The organism is Acidobacteriota bacterium, from assembly GCA_012517875.1.
In the GTDB taxonomy this organism is placed as follows: domain Bacteria; phylum Acidobacteriota; class JAAYUB01; order JAAYUB01; family JAAYUB01; genus JAAYUB01.
On record JAAYUB010000134.1, the window covers coordinates 1 to 15,426 of the forward strand.

Genomic DNA, 15,426 nt, shown 5'->3' on the forward strand with positions numbered 1-15,426 from the left:
CACGATGCCATCGGGATCCGGGAAGGCGCGGGACTCCGGGCAATGGCGTGGTTGGGCCGCTGGCGGCGCAAACCGAATGCAAAGGATGATCCATGACGTTGAAACGGATCGCGCTGCTGCTGGCGCTCACCCTGGTGCTGACCGGGGCGCTGGGCATGCTGGTTCAGCGGACCGGCGCCGGTGGTGATCGGGCCCGGGTTGTTGCGCCGGCGGCGCCGCCGGCGGCGGAATCACGTCCGCGGACGGTGCGGGAAGCGATCGCGCCACGCACGGTGATCGGAGACTACCTGGGCCGTTATGGCGTCACGCCGACCGAAGTGGAGCTCCTGCTCGGCGCCGTCCGTCCGGTGTATGACCTGACCATGATCCGCGCCGGCCATTTCCTCGATTTTCAACTGACCGGCGACGGACGGCTGGATAGTTTCCGTTACGGCATCGACGCCGACGGTTTCCTGCAGGTGGATCGCACCGAGTCGGGCTGGATGGCGGTTCGGAAGCCCCACCCGTACATGTTCACCGACTGCTGCGCCGCCGGGGTGATCACCGACCATTTGTTCGGCGCCGTTGCGGACCTGGGTGAGCAGCCGCAACTGGCGGTGGCACTGGCCGAACTCTTTGCCTGGGACGTGGATTTTTACGCCGATTTGCGCGAAGGCGACTCGTTCCGGATCCTGTTCCAGAAACGGCTCCTGAACGGGCAGCCGACCGGCTACGGGCCGATCCTGGCCGCGGAGTTCGTCAACCAGGGGCAGGCCTACCGCGCCTTCCGGTATGTCCATGCCGACGGCAGGACTGAATACTACACGCCGGCGGGCGAGTCGGTGCGCAAGGAGCTGCTCAAATCACCGCTCAAGATGGGCCGGCTCACCTCGCGGTTCTCGCACCGCCGCCGCCACCCCACGCTCAAAATCTACCGACCGCACTTCGGGATCGACATCGCGGCGCCCGTGGGCACACCGGTCCACGCGGCGGGCGACGGCACCGTCGCGTTCGCGGGCTACCGCGGCCAGGCCGGGCGGATGGTCGAGGTCCGGCATGCCCACCGGTTCACCACCCAGTACCTTCATCTGTCGCGTTACGCTGCGGGGATCCGGCCGGGCGCGCGCGTTCGTCAGGGGCAGGTCATCGGCTATGTGGGCTCGTCGGGCGAATCCACGGGACCGCACCTCGACTACCGGATCAAGCAGAACAACGCCTACGTCAATCCCGTCAGAACTCAGTTTCAACGGGCCGAACCGCTGCCGGCCGACCGGCTGCCGGAGTTCCAGCGCTTGGTGGTCGCGTACGGCCGCGTCCTCGGGGTGGAGGGCGAACTCCAGCAGTACTATCTGGCGCGGCTGTGGCCGACGGATGAGGACCCGTTCTGGGCCCGCCAGGCGGCAAGGTGATAGTGAACAGATAACAGTGAGGCGATCGGGGGTGTGAGTCAGCAGGTTTCGGAAAATTCTGAACTTGACTCTTATCTCATAAGTCCCCTCAGGACTTGTCCTTATCGTCGTCCTTTTTGAGGGTGGGTTTGGACGGCGCCGCATCGGGGTCTTCGGTGCCGGAGGGGACGTCGGTGTCGGTGCTGCGCTTCAGGGTGGGTTTCCCGCCTTCTTTCTTGCCATCATCGCCGGCACCGCCGGTTTGGCCGGACTGGGCCAACAGGGCGTTGTCGTACGCCTTCAGCCGAGCCTTGATCTCGTCGAAGGTGGATGAGGTGACGATGTACTTGGGCTTGGGCGGCAGGCAGTCGGCAATCTCCTTCTGAACGTAATCGATGCGATCCGGCGTGGGCGGATGGGTGCGGAACCAGCTCGCAAAGCGGCCCGGCTGCTTCTTCTCCATGGCCATCATCTTCTCGAAGAACGACAGGTAGCCGTTGGGGTCGTAGCCGGCGTGCCAAGCGTACTGGGTGCCCAGGATGTCGGCTTCCTTTTCGGACCCGCGGGTGATGCCGAGGATCTGCAGATTCAGCGACAGGCCGAGGGCGTTGCGCAGCGCGATCCCGCCCACGCCGCCCACGAAGATCGAGGGGATCGACGCCCACTGGAGCAGCTCCATTTTTGTCAGGCGTTCGGTGGCGTGCCGGGCGGCTACGTGCGCGATTTCGTGGGTGATCACCCCCACCAGTTCGTCCTCGGTGTCGGCCGCCTGGAGCAGGCCTTTGTTGATGAACAGGTAGCCGCCGGGCAGAGCGAAGGCGTTCACCTCGTCCGAATCGAGCACCTTCACGTGGAACGGCACCTTGGCGTCGCTATGGCGGACCAACTCCTGGACCAACCCATTCACGTAATCGTTCACTTCGGACATGTTCAAGAGCCGGGCACTCTGATCGATCTGGGCCGCGTACTGGGCGCCGATCTGGATCTCCCGTTCGTAGGAGATGAAATTGGGAAACAGCAGGTAGACGCGGCCGTTGATGTCCCGGGCGCCGATGTTCTCCACGTCGGGGTAGGAGCAATCCTTGGCCATCTCCCACGGCGGCAGCTGGGTTTCGTCCGCGCCGGGCGCCGCCGGCGCGGCGCCGGCCGTCAGAGCCAGGATCAAGGCGAGTGTCAACATGCGCATATCCACCTCCTGAGGTGGTCGTCACCGGTAGAGATGAGCCGTTTCGCAGAAAGGTTCACGAGAGGCGCTCCGGTGGCCTGCCAGAGTGTACGCAGGCGGCGGCGACATGTTTGCGGCAACCGGAGCGGCCGCTTCACATCTGGTAGCCCCGTTCCTTGCCGATCAGTTTCACCGGCAGCCGGATTTTCCGGCCGTCGCGGTACAGGGTGACGGTGACGGTTTCGCCCAGGTTCTTGTTGAGCATGTAGCTGGTGAAATCGGCCTGACCGGTGACCGCGCGGTCGTCCACGGCAACGATGAAATCACCGCCGATGATCAGCCGGGAGAAGCCCAGTCGCACACGCTGCGTGCCGCCCTGGATGCCCGCCTGGCTGGCGCTGCTTCCGGGTTCCACATAGGCGACCAGCACGCCGATCTCCTCGGGCAGCTTCAGGTAGCCGGCGAGCTGGGGATCGATGTCCTGCCCGTAGACGCCCACCCAGGGCCGGCGGACCTTGCCGTACTGGATCAGGTCGGCGACCACCCGCCGGACGGTGTCAGCCGGCACGGCGAAACCGATACCGATGCTCCCGCCGCTGGTGGTGAAAATGGAGGTGTTCACGCCGATCAGCCGGCCGGCGGCGTCGATCAGCGGGCCGCCGGAATTGCCCGGGTTGATGGCGGCATCGGTCTGGATGACGTTGTCGATGATGTATCCGGCCCGGGACTTGATGCTCCGGCCCAGGGAGGAAATGATCCCGTGGCTCATGGTGCGGGTGAGCCCGAACGGATTGCCGATGGCGAACACGTGCTGGCCCACCTTCAGATCGGCCGACGTCCCCATGGGCAGCGGTTTGAGCTGGCTGGCCGGGGCCTTGATCCGGATCACCGCCAGATCGTCAATTTCATCAAAGCCCACCACCTCGGCGGGATACTTCAACTTGTCCGTCAGGCTGACGAGGATCTGGTCGGCTTTCTCGATCACGTGGTGGTTGGTCAGGATGTGACCGTCGGTATCCAGGATCGAACCCGAGCCGGTGCCCGACTCGCGGTACGGTTCGAAGAAGAAGTCATATGACACCTCGATGGTGGTGATGTTGACCACCGACGGGCTGAGCTGCTCATAGATGCGGATGCCCGTGGCTTCGTCCGGAGTTGGCGGTGCGGCAGCCGTGGCTTCAGCCAGGCGGGGCGGCTGGGTGGGTCCGGGAGCCGCCGGGGTTGCGGGTCCGCCCAGATGGTAAAACAGCAAACCGGTGAGTGCGCCGCCGATGAGGCAGCCGAGCACCAGGATGGCCAGCACGGAGCGTTTGGTCATGACGGCTTCTCTCCACAAAAAAAAGGGCCAGCATACACTGGCCCGTTCAAAGTCCGTTAGGCGGCGAAGCTATTTGGGGGCCGGCGCGGCTGGCTCCGCCGGAGCCTGCGCCTCGACCGGCAGGTCGAGCTTCCATTTCTTGATCAGCTCGTCGAGCTCACCGCTGTCCTTGAGCTTCTGGATGATCCGGTCCACTTCCGTCTTGAGCTCGACGTCGTTCGGCCGGAACACCACCCCGTATTCCTCCTGGGTCAGCAGCCCGCCCACGAGCTTCAGATTGGTGAGCATCCGGATGTCGAACTGGACGGTGGGGGCGTCGCCGACGACCGCATCCAGCAGCTTCCGATTCAGCTCGAACAGGGCGTCGTCGGGAGAGTCGAACTGGACGATCTGGAGCTCGCCGGGACCCATCTTCATCAGGAACTGCTCGGCGGTGGTTTCCTTCTGCACGCCGACCTTCTTGCCCTTCAGGTCAGTCGCCGACTTGATGTCCTCATTTTCCTTCCGGACGGCGATGATCTGGCCGGTGGTGTAGTACGGGATGGAAAACAGGAATGTCTTGGTCCGCTCCGGGGTGATGGTCACGGCGTTGACCACCATGTCCACCTCATTGGTCTGCAGGTACTCGAAGCACTGTTCGAACTGCTTCTTGATCCACTGGGTTTTGACGCCCATTTCTCTGGCCACCGCTTCAGCCAGTTCGTAGTCGAAGCCGGCCACGCCGGTGCCTGAACCGAATTCGAAGGGCGGATTGACCGGGTGCGTCGCGATGATCAGCTTGCCTTCTTTCTTGATCTTTTCCAGGGTGTTTTTGGGCGCCCCGGGACCGCAGGCGGCCATGAGGACCAACAGGGCCAAAATCAAAACAGGGGCTATGATTGCGAGCTTTTTCAAGTTGTCCTCCTCGACATCCCGACTCGAATCAGAAGGTAAGATGTAACATACTCTCGCCGCCGGGGCAAAATCAAGTCAAAAATGCCTCCGCCGGTGTCCCGGGCAACCGACAGGACATGCACAGGGCGTCCTCGGGCGGCGCGGCGTAATACCCGCGCCGGACCCGATTCGGGGTGAACCCGTGGTGGGTGTACAGCGCGATCGCCGCACGGTTGGAGACGCGGACTTCCAGATGGCAGACCGAGACGCCGGCGGAAGGGAGGCCGGCCAAGGCGCCGCGTAGGAGGCAGCCGCCGAAGCCGCGCCGCGTGAATTCCGGCAAAACGCCCATGTCGAGGATCTCGGCCTCGGGCGGGATCACCTGATACAGGATGAATCCCACCGGATGCCGCGCCAGCGGGGGGACCAGCAGCAGGCGGACGCGGGTGGCCGGACGGCGCCACAGGGCGTGGATCTGACTGAGCGTGGGGGGCGTCAGCCCGGTTCGAACCGCGATCCGGTGGATGCCGGCAGCGGCAAATACGTCCAGGGCGCGGTGAAACCGGTGGGCCAGCATGATCGGATCAACCGGTGGGGATCGGCCGGCGGATGTCCGGCGGCCGGATATAAAACGCCTCCGGCGCCTTCGCTCCGGCGAGCGCCGCCGGTCCGGCCCGGCCGATCTCCACGGCGAGGATGTCGACCGGCCCCAGCGGGTGTTGGCCGGCCGGGACGAATGCGGCTGGAGTGTCCGGCGCGTTTGTTTCCTGCAGCAACGGAAGGGCGGAACCGATCAGCGCCGCGCCCGGATGCGCCGCCAATACCGCCCGCGTCCCGTCGAGGTCGCGCTCGCCATACGGCGCATGCAAGGTCAGCCGCCCGCCGTCCCGGTGAAACACCGCGCCGTAGATGCGGCCGCGGCGGGCGTCCAGAAAGACACCCACCGGGCCGTCGGGCAGCGACGGGTGCCGGGCCAGCAACTCCATGGCATTGCGTCCGACAACCGGGATGCCCAGCGTGTCCGCCAGCCCCAGTGCGGTGGCAATGCCGATCCGGATGCCGGTGAACGAGCCCGGACCCGTGACCACGGCGACAGCCCCCAGCTCCACCAGGCGCCAACCGCTGAGAGCCAGCACACGGTCGACGCTGACCAGCAGCGTCTCGGCATGCGGGGAGTTATCGCGAAGTTCCAGCCGCCGGTGGAGCATCGAGCCTTCAGCCGTGGCCAGCGCCTGGACGGGCGTTGTGGTGTCGAGGGCCAGAATCCGCAACGATGGCGCGATGTGCATCGGTCCGCCTGGGGGGCGCCTGCGGGCGCCCGGTCAATGGGTGTGGAAACCCGCCGGAAAGCCTTTGTTCGGGAACGCTCGGCGCAGCGCGCGGGCGATCTCGCGGATTTCCTGAATATCAGTCAACGGCGTGCCGTGCTCAGCCAGCTCGTCGATGGAGACGGTGTGGGTCTGCGGAAACAGGAGGTTGCAGAATCGTCGCTCGAATGCGCTGAGCCGGTGCAGCATGAGCGTGATCATGGCATGATGTTGTCCCTTGCGTGCCATCTCGCTGTAGCGGCGCCGGATCTTTTTCTGGTCAAACTGGTCGTCGAGTTGCATCGGCAGGAGGAAGCTGAGGCGGTTGGCCAAGCCGCCGCTGATCTTGTCGATATCGTCGAATATGCCGCTCACGGGGTATTCCTTGTACCGCTCGGGCGGCGATAAACGAAGATAGAGCACTTCCCGGGCGGTGGTGACCAGCTTGGCGTTCGTGCTGAGCAGATCGTTGATGTAGATCCGGAACCGCCCGCGAAAGATCAGCCGGTCGCTCTCCGCCATCTCCGGTTCGTGCGAGTTGGCGCCGATCAGAGGGGCCAGTGAGCGGGACATATACTCGTAGTACTGCTCGCGGAGGGTGGGGTTGACCTGATAAAAATCGTCCGGTTTGTCCAGTGTGGGCGGCATACACTCGTAGATGTCCTGAACGGCCAGGGGGACCTCTTCGGCCGGCTCCTGCGGGAACCCGGTTGTTCCCATCCAGATCCCCAGCAACAACCCCGTGATGACGCGGCAGGTTCTCTTCATGAGGCGTCAATCCTTCGGCCAGAAGATCAGAATCAGCGGCACGAGCGCCAGGCGGTACCAGGCGAACGGCCGGAGCGTCGCGCGGCTGAGCAGGTGAATGAAACCTTTGACCGCCAGCCACGCCGAGGCGAACGCGATCACGAAGCCGACAAGGAGAAACAACAGGTCGCCAGCGGACAGCTCGGCCCAACTGCCGGCCAGCTCGAAGCAGCCGGCCGCCAACAGGAGCGGCACGGCGGCGATGAACGAGTACTCAGCCGCCAGGCGGCGGCCGGCGCCCAGGATCATGGCACCCATGATGGTGGCGGCGGACCGGGAAAAGCCGGGCCAGAGGGACAGGCACTGGAACAGGCCGATGCCGAGCGCCGCTTTGAAATCCAGCTCGTCGAGGCTGGCGATGTGCGGGGCGGGCGGTCGGGCCTCGATGGCCAGAATGGCCACGGCGCCCACAGCCAGGGCCCCGGCCACGGTCAGGGGCGTGAACAGGTGCGTCTTGATCAGCCGATGGACCAGCAGACCTAGCAGGGCGGCCGGCGCCGACGTGGCGGCGAGCAGCAGCAGTCCCCGCCAACCGGAAAACCGGCGGGCGGGATCAGTGCGGAGCAGCCCCGTGAAACGCCGCCAGTAGATCACAACCACCGAGAGAATCGCTCCCATCTGGATGACGATCTCGAACGTGGCGGCCTTGGGTCCCTTGAAATCGAGGAGGTAACCGGCCAGGATGAGGTGGCCCGTGGAGGACACGGGCAGGAACTCGGTCAGTCCTTCGACGAAGCCCAAAATCATGGCGGCGGCAAGTGAGATCATGAGGCGTTCTCCGGCGTGCTCTTGGCCTGTTTGAGTTGCGTGTGGAGGCGTTTCACCTGGTTCAGCATCCGGGTACGTTCGGGCACGTCGTACTTCACACCGGCGAACCGGGCCTCGTCGCAGTTGTTCAGGACCTGAAAAACGCTGTCAACGCCCTCGGCGTCGACGCCGCGGCGCCGGAGGACATCCCGCAACTCATCCTGAACCAGGGCGGCGGGCGCTACGCCGGCGGTTTCCTGGATGGACCGGATGAGCGCGTCCGACAGCAGGTCCCACAGTGAATCCGCCCCCCGATGGGCGGCCACCTCCTCGGCCTCCTTGAGCACGGCGTCCACCGACGGCGGCCGCCGCTTGAGCGCCTTGACCGTGGGCGAACGGCGGCTGAGCCAGACGCCGGCACCGACCATCACCGCCAGAGTGGCGGCCAGAACGATGAGGATGCCGACAAGCACGGGAGCGGGCGCCGCCGCCCTCCGGGCCGGCGCCTGGGTATCGGCCAGCGAAGCGGCCGGGTTGTCCAACTCCAGCACGTTGAAGCGCACCGGCTCCGTCGCCCGCTGCACATACTCCTGGCGGTCGGTGTCGAATGTCACGAACGCCACCGCGGGGAATTGGATCTGCCCGAGCCGCTTCGGGTACAGGAGGATTTCCCAGATCTTTTCGCCGCCGAACCGCGTCCGTGGCGGATTGTGGGACTGGTCCACGAACGGCTGGAAGCTTGCATGAACCGCGCGCACCGAAACGATGTTGAAATCCGGGTTGTCCAGCGGCATCTCCGGCGGCATCAGACCGCGGATGTTGCCGGAGCCCTTGATGGTCAGGTACAGGGGGAAAGCCTGACCGAGTTTGATTTTGGCGGAGGCATAATTGAGCGCCAATTGGTAGACGCCCACCTCGGTACGGGCGCGGGCGGCCCCGGGCGGTGCGGGTAGCGGCCGGACGTTGAACTGGAGCGGCTCGGTGCTCAGGGTCCGGTCCTCAGCCGCCGCGGCGCCGGGCGCGGACGATTCGCCGAGGATTTTCCAGCTGGCGGGCTCCACGGTGAACTGGCCCGTCTCCAGCGGGAAAAGCACGACCCGTTCCAGGATAAGCTGGTGATAGGTGACTCCCTGCCGGACGACCGTCTCAAGCGGGTTGTCCGCCTGCATGGGCAGCTGCTCGGCCCAGAAATGCTTGAAATCGGGTTTTTTCACCTGGACCGCCTTGCGTCCGAGTCCTCGGCTGGTGAGCAGCTTGTAGGTGACCAGGATCTGTTCGCCCAGATAGGGCGATGTCGTGCTGGCTTCGACGCTGAGCTTGATCTCAGCGCCGGGCTGGATGTCCACCCGCCGCTGGGCTGACGGCATCGTGGGGGTGGCGGCCGCCGCCGCCAGACGCCGCGAATTTTCCGTGCCGTCGGCGTTCAGGATCTTGATGTCGATGGGTTTGGACCGGAATTGAAAAGTGGGTAGCCGGACCTCGATGACGGGCACCGTGGTGACGCCGCTCTCCATCGGCACGTAGGACGCCACGAAGCGGAACAGGGTGACCGTTTTGCCGCCGATCCCGAAGGGGACGACGGAGCTGGTCTGATCCACCAGGATGCAACCCGGGATCTTCGGCCACTGGGGTGAGGACAGGGCCGCCAGGTTGACGCCCTTGATCTGCAGGGTGACGTTCAGCGTGTCCGACGGTGTCAGCGTAATCTTGCTGATGGTCAGGCGCACGTCGGGTTTGGCCTCGGCGGCAACGTCGGCCCGCAGCCAACCGGTGATGACGGTCAGGACGAGCAACAGCAGGGGGATCGACAACCGGGTGCGCATGGATCCGTTCACCAGTATGGGCCGCTGGTGTCCAGCGGGAGATGGCGCGACTGGGGCATGCGGGTCTGTTCTTGGTCCCGCAGGGAATCCAGTAGCCGGTCGAGCGGCTCGTCCGGCGGGCGAGGCTGTGACGTGGGCGGCGTCGGCGGCTCCCGGTGGCGGAGCAACAGCTCCAGGTTCCAGCGGGCCCCGAAATCGGCGGGCGTGTGCTCCAGGGCGAGCCGGTAGGCGGCCGCAGCCGGCTCGGAGCGTCCCTGCAGATGGCGGCAGCAGCCCAGGTTGTACTGCAAGTCACCGGCGCGGGAGCCCGATCCATTCCGACGGACGGCCGCCTCCAGAACGTTGACGGCCGCGTTGAGCCGGCCGCCCATGGCCAGCGCCGCGGACAGGTTGGCGGCGGCCAGCGTGTACGGTTCGCTGCCGGCGGGTGCTGCCTCCAGGCAGGCGCGGTAGGCGGCCGCCGCCCGGTCATAATCGCCGCTGCGGTAAAAGGCGTTACCCGTCTCGATCTGCCCGGCCCAACGGCTTGCGTCGCGACAACCGCCCAGGGCGGCGGGCAGGAGGATGACCAGGATCGCCACTGCCGCCGTCGGCACTCGGAACTCGCGGTCTCGCAGCACGAGCAAGGCCCCGAGGATGAGCAGGGCGAGTCCGGCGGCCCAAGGGGAGCGGTCACGGGCCCGCCGGGCTTTACCGAAGGTGCCGGACACCTGGTTTTTCAGGTTCTTGTCCAGAATTTCCCGCGCGGTGACCCCGACGGTTTCCAGCCGGTGGTAATCGCCGGCGAGGGACTGGGCCAGAGCCGTGAGGTGCGCTTCCTGAAGGCGGGAGCGGACGTACCGGCCGTCGCGGTCCTTGATCCAGCTCTGGAAGCGGGTGCGGGGGTCCTCAATGAACGCGCCGTCGGTGGTGCCGATACCGACCACGATCAGGTTGACGGCTTCCCGGCGCAGGGCGTCGATGACACGGGGCGCCGGCGATTTGAAGGACTCCCCGTCCGAAAGGAAGACGACCGCCAGCTGGCGGCCCGATTCCCGCTTGGCGATCATCCGCGACAGCGTGTCCATCGGGGCGTCGAAGTTGGTCCCCTGGCGGTTGAGCACCTCGGGGCTGATCTGGGTCAGCAGCCGGCCGATGATGTCCATGTCCGCAGTCATGGGGCAGACGGGGAATGCGCCGCCGGCGAATGCGATCAGACCTGCGCGCGCTCCGGGCAGCTCCTTGAGGAGGCTCAGCGCGAGGAAGGAAGCCGCCTTGAGACGGGACGGCGGCACGTCGCGCGCGGTCATGCTGTAGGAACAGTCGAGGACGAAGTAGATATCCAGCCCGCTCGTGTAAACGACCTGAACCTCGTCGCCCCAGCTGGGTCCAGCCAGAGCGATCAGGATGGCGACGGCCGCGGCCGGGATCAACCAGGCCCACCCGATCCCCGTGCGCCGCCGGCCCGGTGTCTGCGGCAGGAAGCGGCGGCGCTCCGCGTCGGACCGCCGCCACTGCCAGTACAGCCAGGCCAGCCCGACGGCCAGCGCCAGCCACGCCAAACTCAGCAGGTATGTGTTCCGAAACACCATGGGTGATCCTTCAGATCCTTCCCAATATAACATACCCCCCGGACTCCGACCAACGGACTTCCCGCCCCGGTCGAGAGTCGGCCGGCCACCGATCCATCCGACACCGCTTGCGGCACAGGCTTGACAGAGGCGTTAAGGTGGTCTATAAAAATGACACTTCTGAATGACACGGCGGCAACATTCGTTGGGTGGGAGGCAGCCCATGCTGTTCAGCAAACGCAAGAAAACCATCATCACGCTCGGGATCGGGCAAGCGCCTCAGGGAGTGGCCACTCCGCCCACCCAGCCGGCTGCCGCCACCCGACCCGAGCCGGCGCAAGTTCCGTCCGAACCTGAGCCGCCGCGGCGCACCGAGGCACCCGTCCCGCCGCCGGTGGTGATCGCCGACAAACCCGCACCGACGCCGCAGCCTGCGGCGCCGCCGGCCGTCGAACCCGTCCTCCCGGCGCCGCCGGCAGCAGTCCCGGCGGAGGTCCCGCGGCCTGCGGCAGCGGCCGAAGCTCAGGCGACGGTGGCGCCGGCGCCGAAACCCGTTGGAACAGAAGCTTCCCCGCGGCCCGAGGCCGCGCCGCCAGCCGTGCCGGTGGGAGATGTCCCCCCGCAGATCCTGGAGGTGCCGCCCGCCGAGTTCGAGATTCAGGCCGAAGAGGTGCCGGGCGAACCGGCTGGATTCATCCAGTGCCCGTTCTGCCTCAAGAACAGCCGGGTGGGACTGACCCACTGCGAGTCGTGCGGCAACCTGATCGAGAGCACGCGGTTGCCGGCGGAACTGGAGCCTGAAGCGGCGGTTCCGGAGCCCGCGGCGCAGACCGCGCTCGGATCGGTCCTGGTGGAGCGGCCCGACCAGGCGGACACCCAACGCCTGGCCCACCACCCCGTGCCCCAGATCCTCAAGGAAACCACGCTATTCACGCCCGCCATGCTCCGGCTGCAGCCGGAACAGGGGCAGACCGGGGAAAAGACGTACAACTTGAACATCGGTGACAGCACCATCGGGCGCGGCCTCGACAACACGCTGGCGTTCCCCGACGAGGAGTTCATCAGCCGGCGTCACTGCAGCATCGGCTACCACAAGTACCAGTACGTCTTGAAGGATCATGACAGCGCCAACGGAACGTATGTGAACGACGTCCGGATCCGGGAGACCATCCTTCGGGACGGCGATTGCCTGCAGATCGGCTCAATGCGTTTCATTTTCGACGATCCCATGGAGCGGATCAAAAAGAAGAAGGCCGCCGCCGGCGAGGAGTGAGCCGATTGGGTAGCGGACCGATCGGGCGAAGGCCATTTATTTGTTGAAATGGCTGAATTGCATCGTGTAAGATGATCCTGTCGAATGAGTCAGACGGGATGAGGAGTCGCGGATGGGACATTCGAACATCGTCCTGTACGAAGAGGAATACCAGCAGATCAAGACCATCCTGGGCCGCCTCAACCAGGAGGCCAATGCCCGGGTGGTGTTCCTCGTGGACAAGAACGGCCAGCAGATCGCGGCCTGCGGTGAGATCGAGAACCTCGACACGACCTCGCTCGCGTCCCTCACCGCCGGCAACGTCGCGGCCACCGACGGCCTGGCCAAGCTCATCGGCGAGAAGGAATTCTCCATCCTGTTCCACGAAGGCGAGCGCGACAACATCCACATCTCCCTGGTGGGCAAGCGCGTAATCCTGGTGATCATCTTCGACGAGCGGTCCTCGCTGGGCCTGGTCCGGCTGCGGGTCAAGCGCGCCTCGATCGAGCTGGAGCGGGTCTTTGACACGATCGTCAAGAAGGTGGAGATGGAGCGTCAGGCTCAGGAGACCGGCACCGCCTCACCGTTCGCCGAGATCACGGACGAGGACATCGACAACCTGTTTTCCAGTTGATTTTGCGGGTAAAAGGGACCGACTTTGACTTTCATCAACTACGCTTCGCGGGAAATCAATTGTAAAATTGTCTATTACGGCCCCGGCTTGGGCGGGAAGACCACCAATATCCAGTACATCTACGACACCACCAATTCCGACTCCAAGGGCAAGCTCATCTCGCTGGCAACCGAAACCGACCGCACCCTCTTCTTCGATTTCCTGCCGCTGGACCTGGGCACCATCCGCGGCTTCAAGACCCGCTTTCACCTGTACACCGTGCCGGGCCAGGTGTTCTACGATGCGTCGCGCAAGCTCATCCTGAAGGGCGTCGACGGCATCGTCTTCGTCGCCGACTCGCAGGACGAGCGGATGGACGCCAATATCGAGAGCATCTCGAACCTGAAGATCAACCTCGTGGAGAACGGGTTCGACATCAACGCCATCCCATACGTCCTGCAGCTCAACAAACGCGACCTGCCCAACATCACGAACATCGACGACATGGTGAAGGAGCTCAAGGTCCGGGATGAACCCATCTTCGAGGCGGTGGCCATCAAGGGTATCGGCGTGATGGAAACGCTCAAGGCGGTGGCCAAGCAGGTGATCATGGAACTCAAGCGGGGCAGCAAGTAGGCCGGCCGACCCGCCCGTTCCTGTCAATAAAAAAATCGCCCGGCGCGCCGGGCGATTCGCATTTTCGGAGCACGGCCGCCGATCAGTCGATTTTGGGCGGCGGAATCACTTCGGGCGCCGTCACAGCGGCGCTCCCCGTCAGGCTGCGGGCGAATTTTTCGGGCAGCATGAAGATGAGGATGATCACGGGATAGGGCAAGCCGCAGCAGAGGCCAAAAGCCGGCTTGAATTTCGCGGTCATCACCATGGCGTTGACCATATTCTCGTCCAGGCCGCTGGCCATGTAGAGATCCATTTCGGCCGGCATGATGGCCAGGTAGTTGAAGGCGACGGAGATGATGGTGTAGGCGATGCCGATGCCGGCATACGCCAGCGAGAGCGTGCGCCCGGACGACTGGCGCTTGAGCAGGTGAAGTCCGGCAACCACGAGCAGGACGGTCATGAGCACACCGACGACAATGCCGATGTACATGTTCGCCTTCATCGCGGGCAAGGCCATCAGGTCATGTTGAATCTGCTGAATTTCCTCGGCGCCGGGAGCATCGCCGCCGAACGACATGCCGCTGCCGCCGGTGGCCAGGCTGATGACGCCGAAGATCAGCATGACGGCGCCCAGGCCGGCAAAGACGAGATGGATGATCCCGAACGTTTTCGCTACGCCGGGCGAGGACACTTCCTCGTTCATGAAGACCTCCTTGAAAGTTAATCCCTGCTGAGTATACGTGCGGACCGCAACGGTGTTGCCGGGTGCGAGTGTGCAATGCCGCTCATGGCCGATCACCGACAGTGTTTGTGACTGCCCCTCAGTATATCACGCCCGCTGGTTGTTGGAAAAAAAGAGGCTGCCGTGGTGCGGCAGCCTCGAAAACCGGCGGATGTCCGCACGATCAGTTGCTCGGGGTGGCGTACTCCCGGATCTGGTCCCGCAGGAAGAGCCGGGCCCGGTGGATGCGGGATTTGATCGCCGCCACACTGAGGTTGAGCATCTCGCTGACCTCTTCGTTGGAATACTGCTTGAGGTCGCGGAGCTGAAAGACCTCACGGTATTTGTCGGGGAGCTGCTCCATGGACTGGAGCACCTTGTCCATGAACTCCCGCTCGATCACCGATTCATCGGCGAATTTCCGCTTGTCCGGAATGATGGCGGTGAGCAGCGCCTCATCCCCGTCGGGCCGGCTGAATTCCTCGATGGGTATGTGCTTCTCCTTCCGCCGGGAGCGGAGTTTCATGAAGGCGTAGTTGACGGTGATGCGATATATCCAGGTATAGAACGACGAGTTGCCTTTGAACGTGTGGATCTTCCGGTAGATGGTGAAAAACACATCCTGGACGATTTCCTGTGCGTCGTTATGGTTCTTGACGATGTTGTAGGCGGTGTTGTAAATCTTGGAGTTGTAAGTCTCCATGATCTCCTCGAGGGCGGTCGCGTCGCCCTGGAGAAGTCTGTCCACATAGATGCGATCCGGGTTCACTTTCTTCATGGCCCCACCTCGAAGAATGTAAATCTTATGTCCAGTGATTTCAGAGATCAAATACTTGTATAATCTACTTCACTATTGGGAGCCTGTCAACAAATTTTTTTACACCGTCCCTCACCCGGGCAGACATCGATCGGAAGGCATGAAATCGGCGCACCGGGCGGCACAGACGGCAAACAACTTAAAATCAATTGATAGAATGTATTACGCTTTTTTCGAGACGGGATCAGATTCATCTTGACACCCGCTTCGGTCGCCGATTACACTGAGCCCGCAAAACTGCGTTAGGAGGTTCGCATGGCACACGTTATCAGTGACGAATGCACGGCTTGTGGAACTTGCCAGCCGGAATGCCCGGTGGATGCGATCAGCGAAGGCGACATCTACAAGATCGATCCCGATATCTGCACGGATTGCGGCGCGTGCGCCGAAGTCTGCCCCGTGGGCGCCATCTCCCCGGGCGAATAGCCGCCGTCTGTTCACCTGCCAC

The 15,426-nt window shown here is 64.2% G+C and carries 16 protein-coding genes; 5 read left to right on the plus strand and 11 right to left on the minus strand.

Annotated elements, in window-relative coordinates:
• Positions 1–92: 92 nt before the first annotated feature.
• The gene (locus GX414_13530) at positions 93–1,388 is read left to right on the plus strand and encodes a M23 family metallopeptidase (protein ID NLI48121.1); all 1,296 of its coding nucleotides are present in this window, start codon (positions 93–95) and stop codon (positions 1,386–1,388) included.
• Positions 1,389–1,476: 88 nt separating this feature from the next.
• Here the strand turns inward: GX414_13530 and GX414_13535 are convergent, their stop codons facing one another.
• From GX414_13535 to GX414_13575, 9 genes are all read right to left on the minus strand, one after another.
• Positions 1,477–2,553, minus strand: a complete 1,077-nt coding sequence (locus GX414_13535) for a M48 family metalloprotease (protein ID NLI48122.1) — start codon at positions 2,551–2,553, stop codon at positions 1,477–1,479.
• Between the two features lie 133 nt (positions 2,554–2,686).
• A complete protein-coding gene (locus GX414_13540; GenBank protein NLI48123.1) occupies positions 2,687–3,850 on the minus strand; it encodes a trypsin-like serine protease in 1,164 nt (387 codons plus the stop codon).
• 69 nt (positions 3,851–3,919) lie between these two features.
• Positions 3,920–4,744 carry an amino acid ABC transporter substrate-binding protein gene (locus GX414_13545; protein NLI48124.1) on the minus strand — a complete coding sequence of 275 codons (825 nt, stop codon included), beginning with the start codon at positions 4,742–4,744 and terminating at the stop codon, positions 3,920–3,922.
• A gap of 70 nt (positions 4,745–4,814) precedes the next feature.
• Positions 4,815–5,300 carry a GNAT family N-acetyltransferase gene (locus GX414_13550; protein ID NLI48125.1) on the minus strand — a complete coding sequence of 162 codons (486 nt, stop codon included), beginning with the start codon at positions 5,298–5,300 and terminating at the stop codon, positions 4,815–4,817.
• A gap of 7 nt (positions 5,301–5,307) precedes the next feature.
• Positions 5,308–6,012, minus strand: a complete 705-nt coding sequence (tsaB, locus tag GX414_13555; GenBank protein ID NLI48126.1) for a tRNA (adenosine(37)-N6)-threonylcarbamoyltransferase complex dimerization subunit type 1 TsaB — start codon at positions 6,010–6,012, stop codon at positions 5,308–5,310.
• 33 nt (positions 6,013–6,045) lie between these two features.
• Positions 6,046–6,798: a hypothetical protein gene (locus GX414_13560; GenBank protein ID NLI48127.1), complete on the minus strand. Its 753-nt coding sequence runs from the start codon at positions 6,796–6,798 to the stop codon at positions 6,046–6,048.
• Between the two features lie 6 nt (positions 6,799–6,804).
• Positions 6,805–7,605 carry an undecaprenyl-diphosphate phosphatase gene (locus GX414_13565; GenBank protein ID NLI48128.1) on the minus strand — a complete coding sequence of 267 codons (801 nt, stop codon included), beginning with the start codon at positions 7,603–7,605 and terminating at the stop codon, positions 6,805–6,807.
• On the minus strand, positions 7,602–9,407 hold the full coding sequence (locus tag GX414_13570; GenBank protein NLI48129.1) for a protein BatD: 1,806 nt from the start codon (positions 9,405–9,407) through the stop codon (positions 7,602–7,604). The genes GX414_13565 and GX414_13570 overlap by 4 nt, the downstream gene beginning before the upstream one ends.
• An 8-nt stretch (positions 9,408–9,415) precedes the next feature.
• The gene (locus GX414_13575; GenBank protein ID NLI48130.1) at positions 9,416–10,819 is read right to left on the minus strand and encodes a VWA domain-containing protein; all 1,404 of its coding nucleotides are present in this window, start codon (positions 10,817–10,819) and stop codon (positions 9,416–9,418) included.
• A gap of 361 nt (positions 10,820–11,180) precedes the next feature.
• Between GX414_13575 and GX414_13580 the strand changes: the two genes are divergently transcribed.
• The 3 genes from GX414_13580 (at position 11,181) to GX414_13590 (ending at position 13,458) form a co-directional block, all read left to right on the plus strand.
• Entirely contained in the window at positions 11,181–12,230 is a 1,050-nt protein-coding gene (locus tag GX414_13580) for an FHA domain-containing protein (GenBank protein NLI48131.1), read from the plus strand.
• Between the two features lie 112 nt (positions 12,231–12,342).
• On the plus strand, positions 12,343–12,843 hold the full coding sequence (locus GX414_13585; GenBank protein ID NLI48132.1) for a roadblock/LC7 domain-containing protein: 501 nt from the start codon (positions 12,343–12,345) through the stop codon (positions 12,841–12,843).
• A gap of 24 nt (positions 12,844–12,867) precedes the next feature.
• Entirely contained in the window at positions 12,868–13,458 is a 591-nt protein-coding gene (locus tag GX414_13590; GenBank protein ID NLI48133.1) for a gliding-motility protein MglA, read from the plus strand.
• A gap of 82 nt (positions 13,459–13,540) precedes the next feature.
• Here GX414_13590 and GX414_13595 read toward each other — a convergent pair whose 3' ends face one another.
• Together GX414_13595 and GX414_13600 are read right to left on the minus strand one after the other, a co-directional pair.
• Positions 13,541–14,143: a hypothetical protein gene (locus tag GX414_13595; protein ID NLI48134.1), complete on the minus strand. Its 603-nt coding sequence runs from the start codon at positions 14,141–14,143 to the stop codon at positions 13,541–13,543.
• Between the two features lie 202 nt (positions 14,144–14,345).
• Complete coding sequence (locus GX414_13600; protein ID NLI48135.1) at positions 14,346–14,939, minus strand: sigma-70 family RNA polymerase sigma factor; 594 nt, start codon at positions 14,937–14,939, stop codon at positions 14,346–14,348.
• A 294-nt stretch (positions 14,940–15,233) separates the two neighbouring features.
• Here GX414_13600 and GX414_13605 point away from each other — a divergent pair, with 294 nt between their 5' ends.
• On the plus strand, positions 15,234–15,404 hold the full coding sequence (locus GX414_13605) for a 4Fe-4S binding protein (protein ID NLI48136.1): 171 nt from the start codon (positions 15,234–15,236) through the stop codon (positions 15,402–15,404).
• Positions 15,405–15,426 lie beyond the last annotated feature (22 nt).

Coding starts and splice junctions, on each gene's coding strand:
- GX414_13530 (NLI48121.1), top strand. CDS start 93: ATGACGTTGAAACGGATCGCGCTGCTGCTGGCGCTCACCCTGGTGCTG.
- GX414_13535 (NLI48122.1), bottom strand. CDS start 2,553: ATGCGCATGTTGACACTCGCCTTGATCCTGGCTCTGACGGCCGGCGCC.
- GX414_13540 (NLI48123.1), bottom strand. CDS start 3,850: ATGACCAAACGCTCCGTGCTGGCCATCCTGGTGCTCGGCTGCCTCATC.
- GX414_13550 (NLI48125.1), bottom strand. CDS start 5,300: ATGCTGGCCCACCGGTTTCACCGCGCCCTGGACGTATTTGCCGCTGCC.
- tsaB (NLI48126.1), bottom strand. CDS start 6,012: ATGCACATCGCGCCATCGTTGCGGATTCTGGCCCTCGACACCACAACG.
- GX414_13560 (NLI48127.1), bottom strand. CDS start 6,798: ATGAAGAGAACCTGCCGCGTCATCACGGGGTTGTTGCTGGGGATCTGG.
- GX414_13565 (NLI48128.1), bottom strand. CDS start 7,605: ATGATCTCACTTGCCGCCGCCATGATTTTGGGCTTCGTCGAAGGACTG.
- GX414_13570 (NLI48129.1), bottom strand. CDS start 9,407: ATGCGCACCCGGTTGTCGATCCCCCTGCTGTTGCTCGTCCTGACCGTC.
- GX414_13580 (NLI48131.1), top strand. CDS start 11,181: ATGCTGTTCAGCAAACGCAAGAAAACCATCATCACGCTCGGGATCGGG.
- GX414_13585 (NLI48132.1), top strand. CDS start 12,343: ATGGGACATTCGAACATCGTCCTGTACGAAGAGGAATACCAGCAGATC.
- GX414_13595 (NLI48134.1), bottom strand. CDS start 14,143: ATGAACGAGGAAGTGTCCTCGCCCGGCGTAGCGAAAACGTTCGGGATC.
- GX414_13600 (NLI48135.1), bottom strand. CDS start 14,939: ATGAAGAAAGTGAACCCGGATCGCATCTATGTGGACAGACTTCTCCAG.
- GX414_13605 (NLI48136.1), top strand. CDS start 15,234: ATGGCACACGTTATCAGTGACGAATGCACGGCTTGTGGAACTTGCCAG.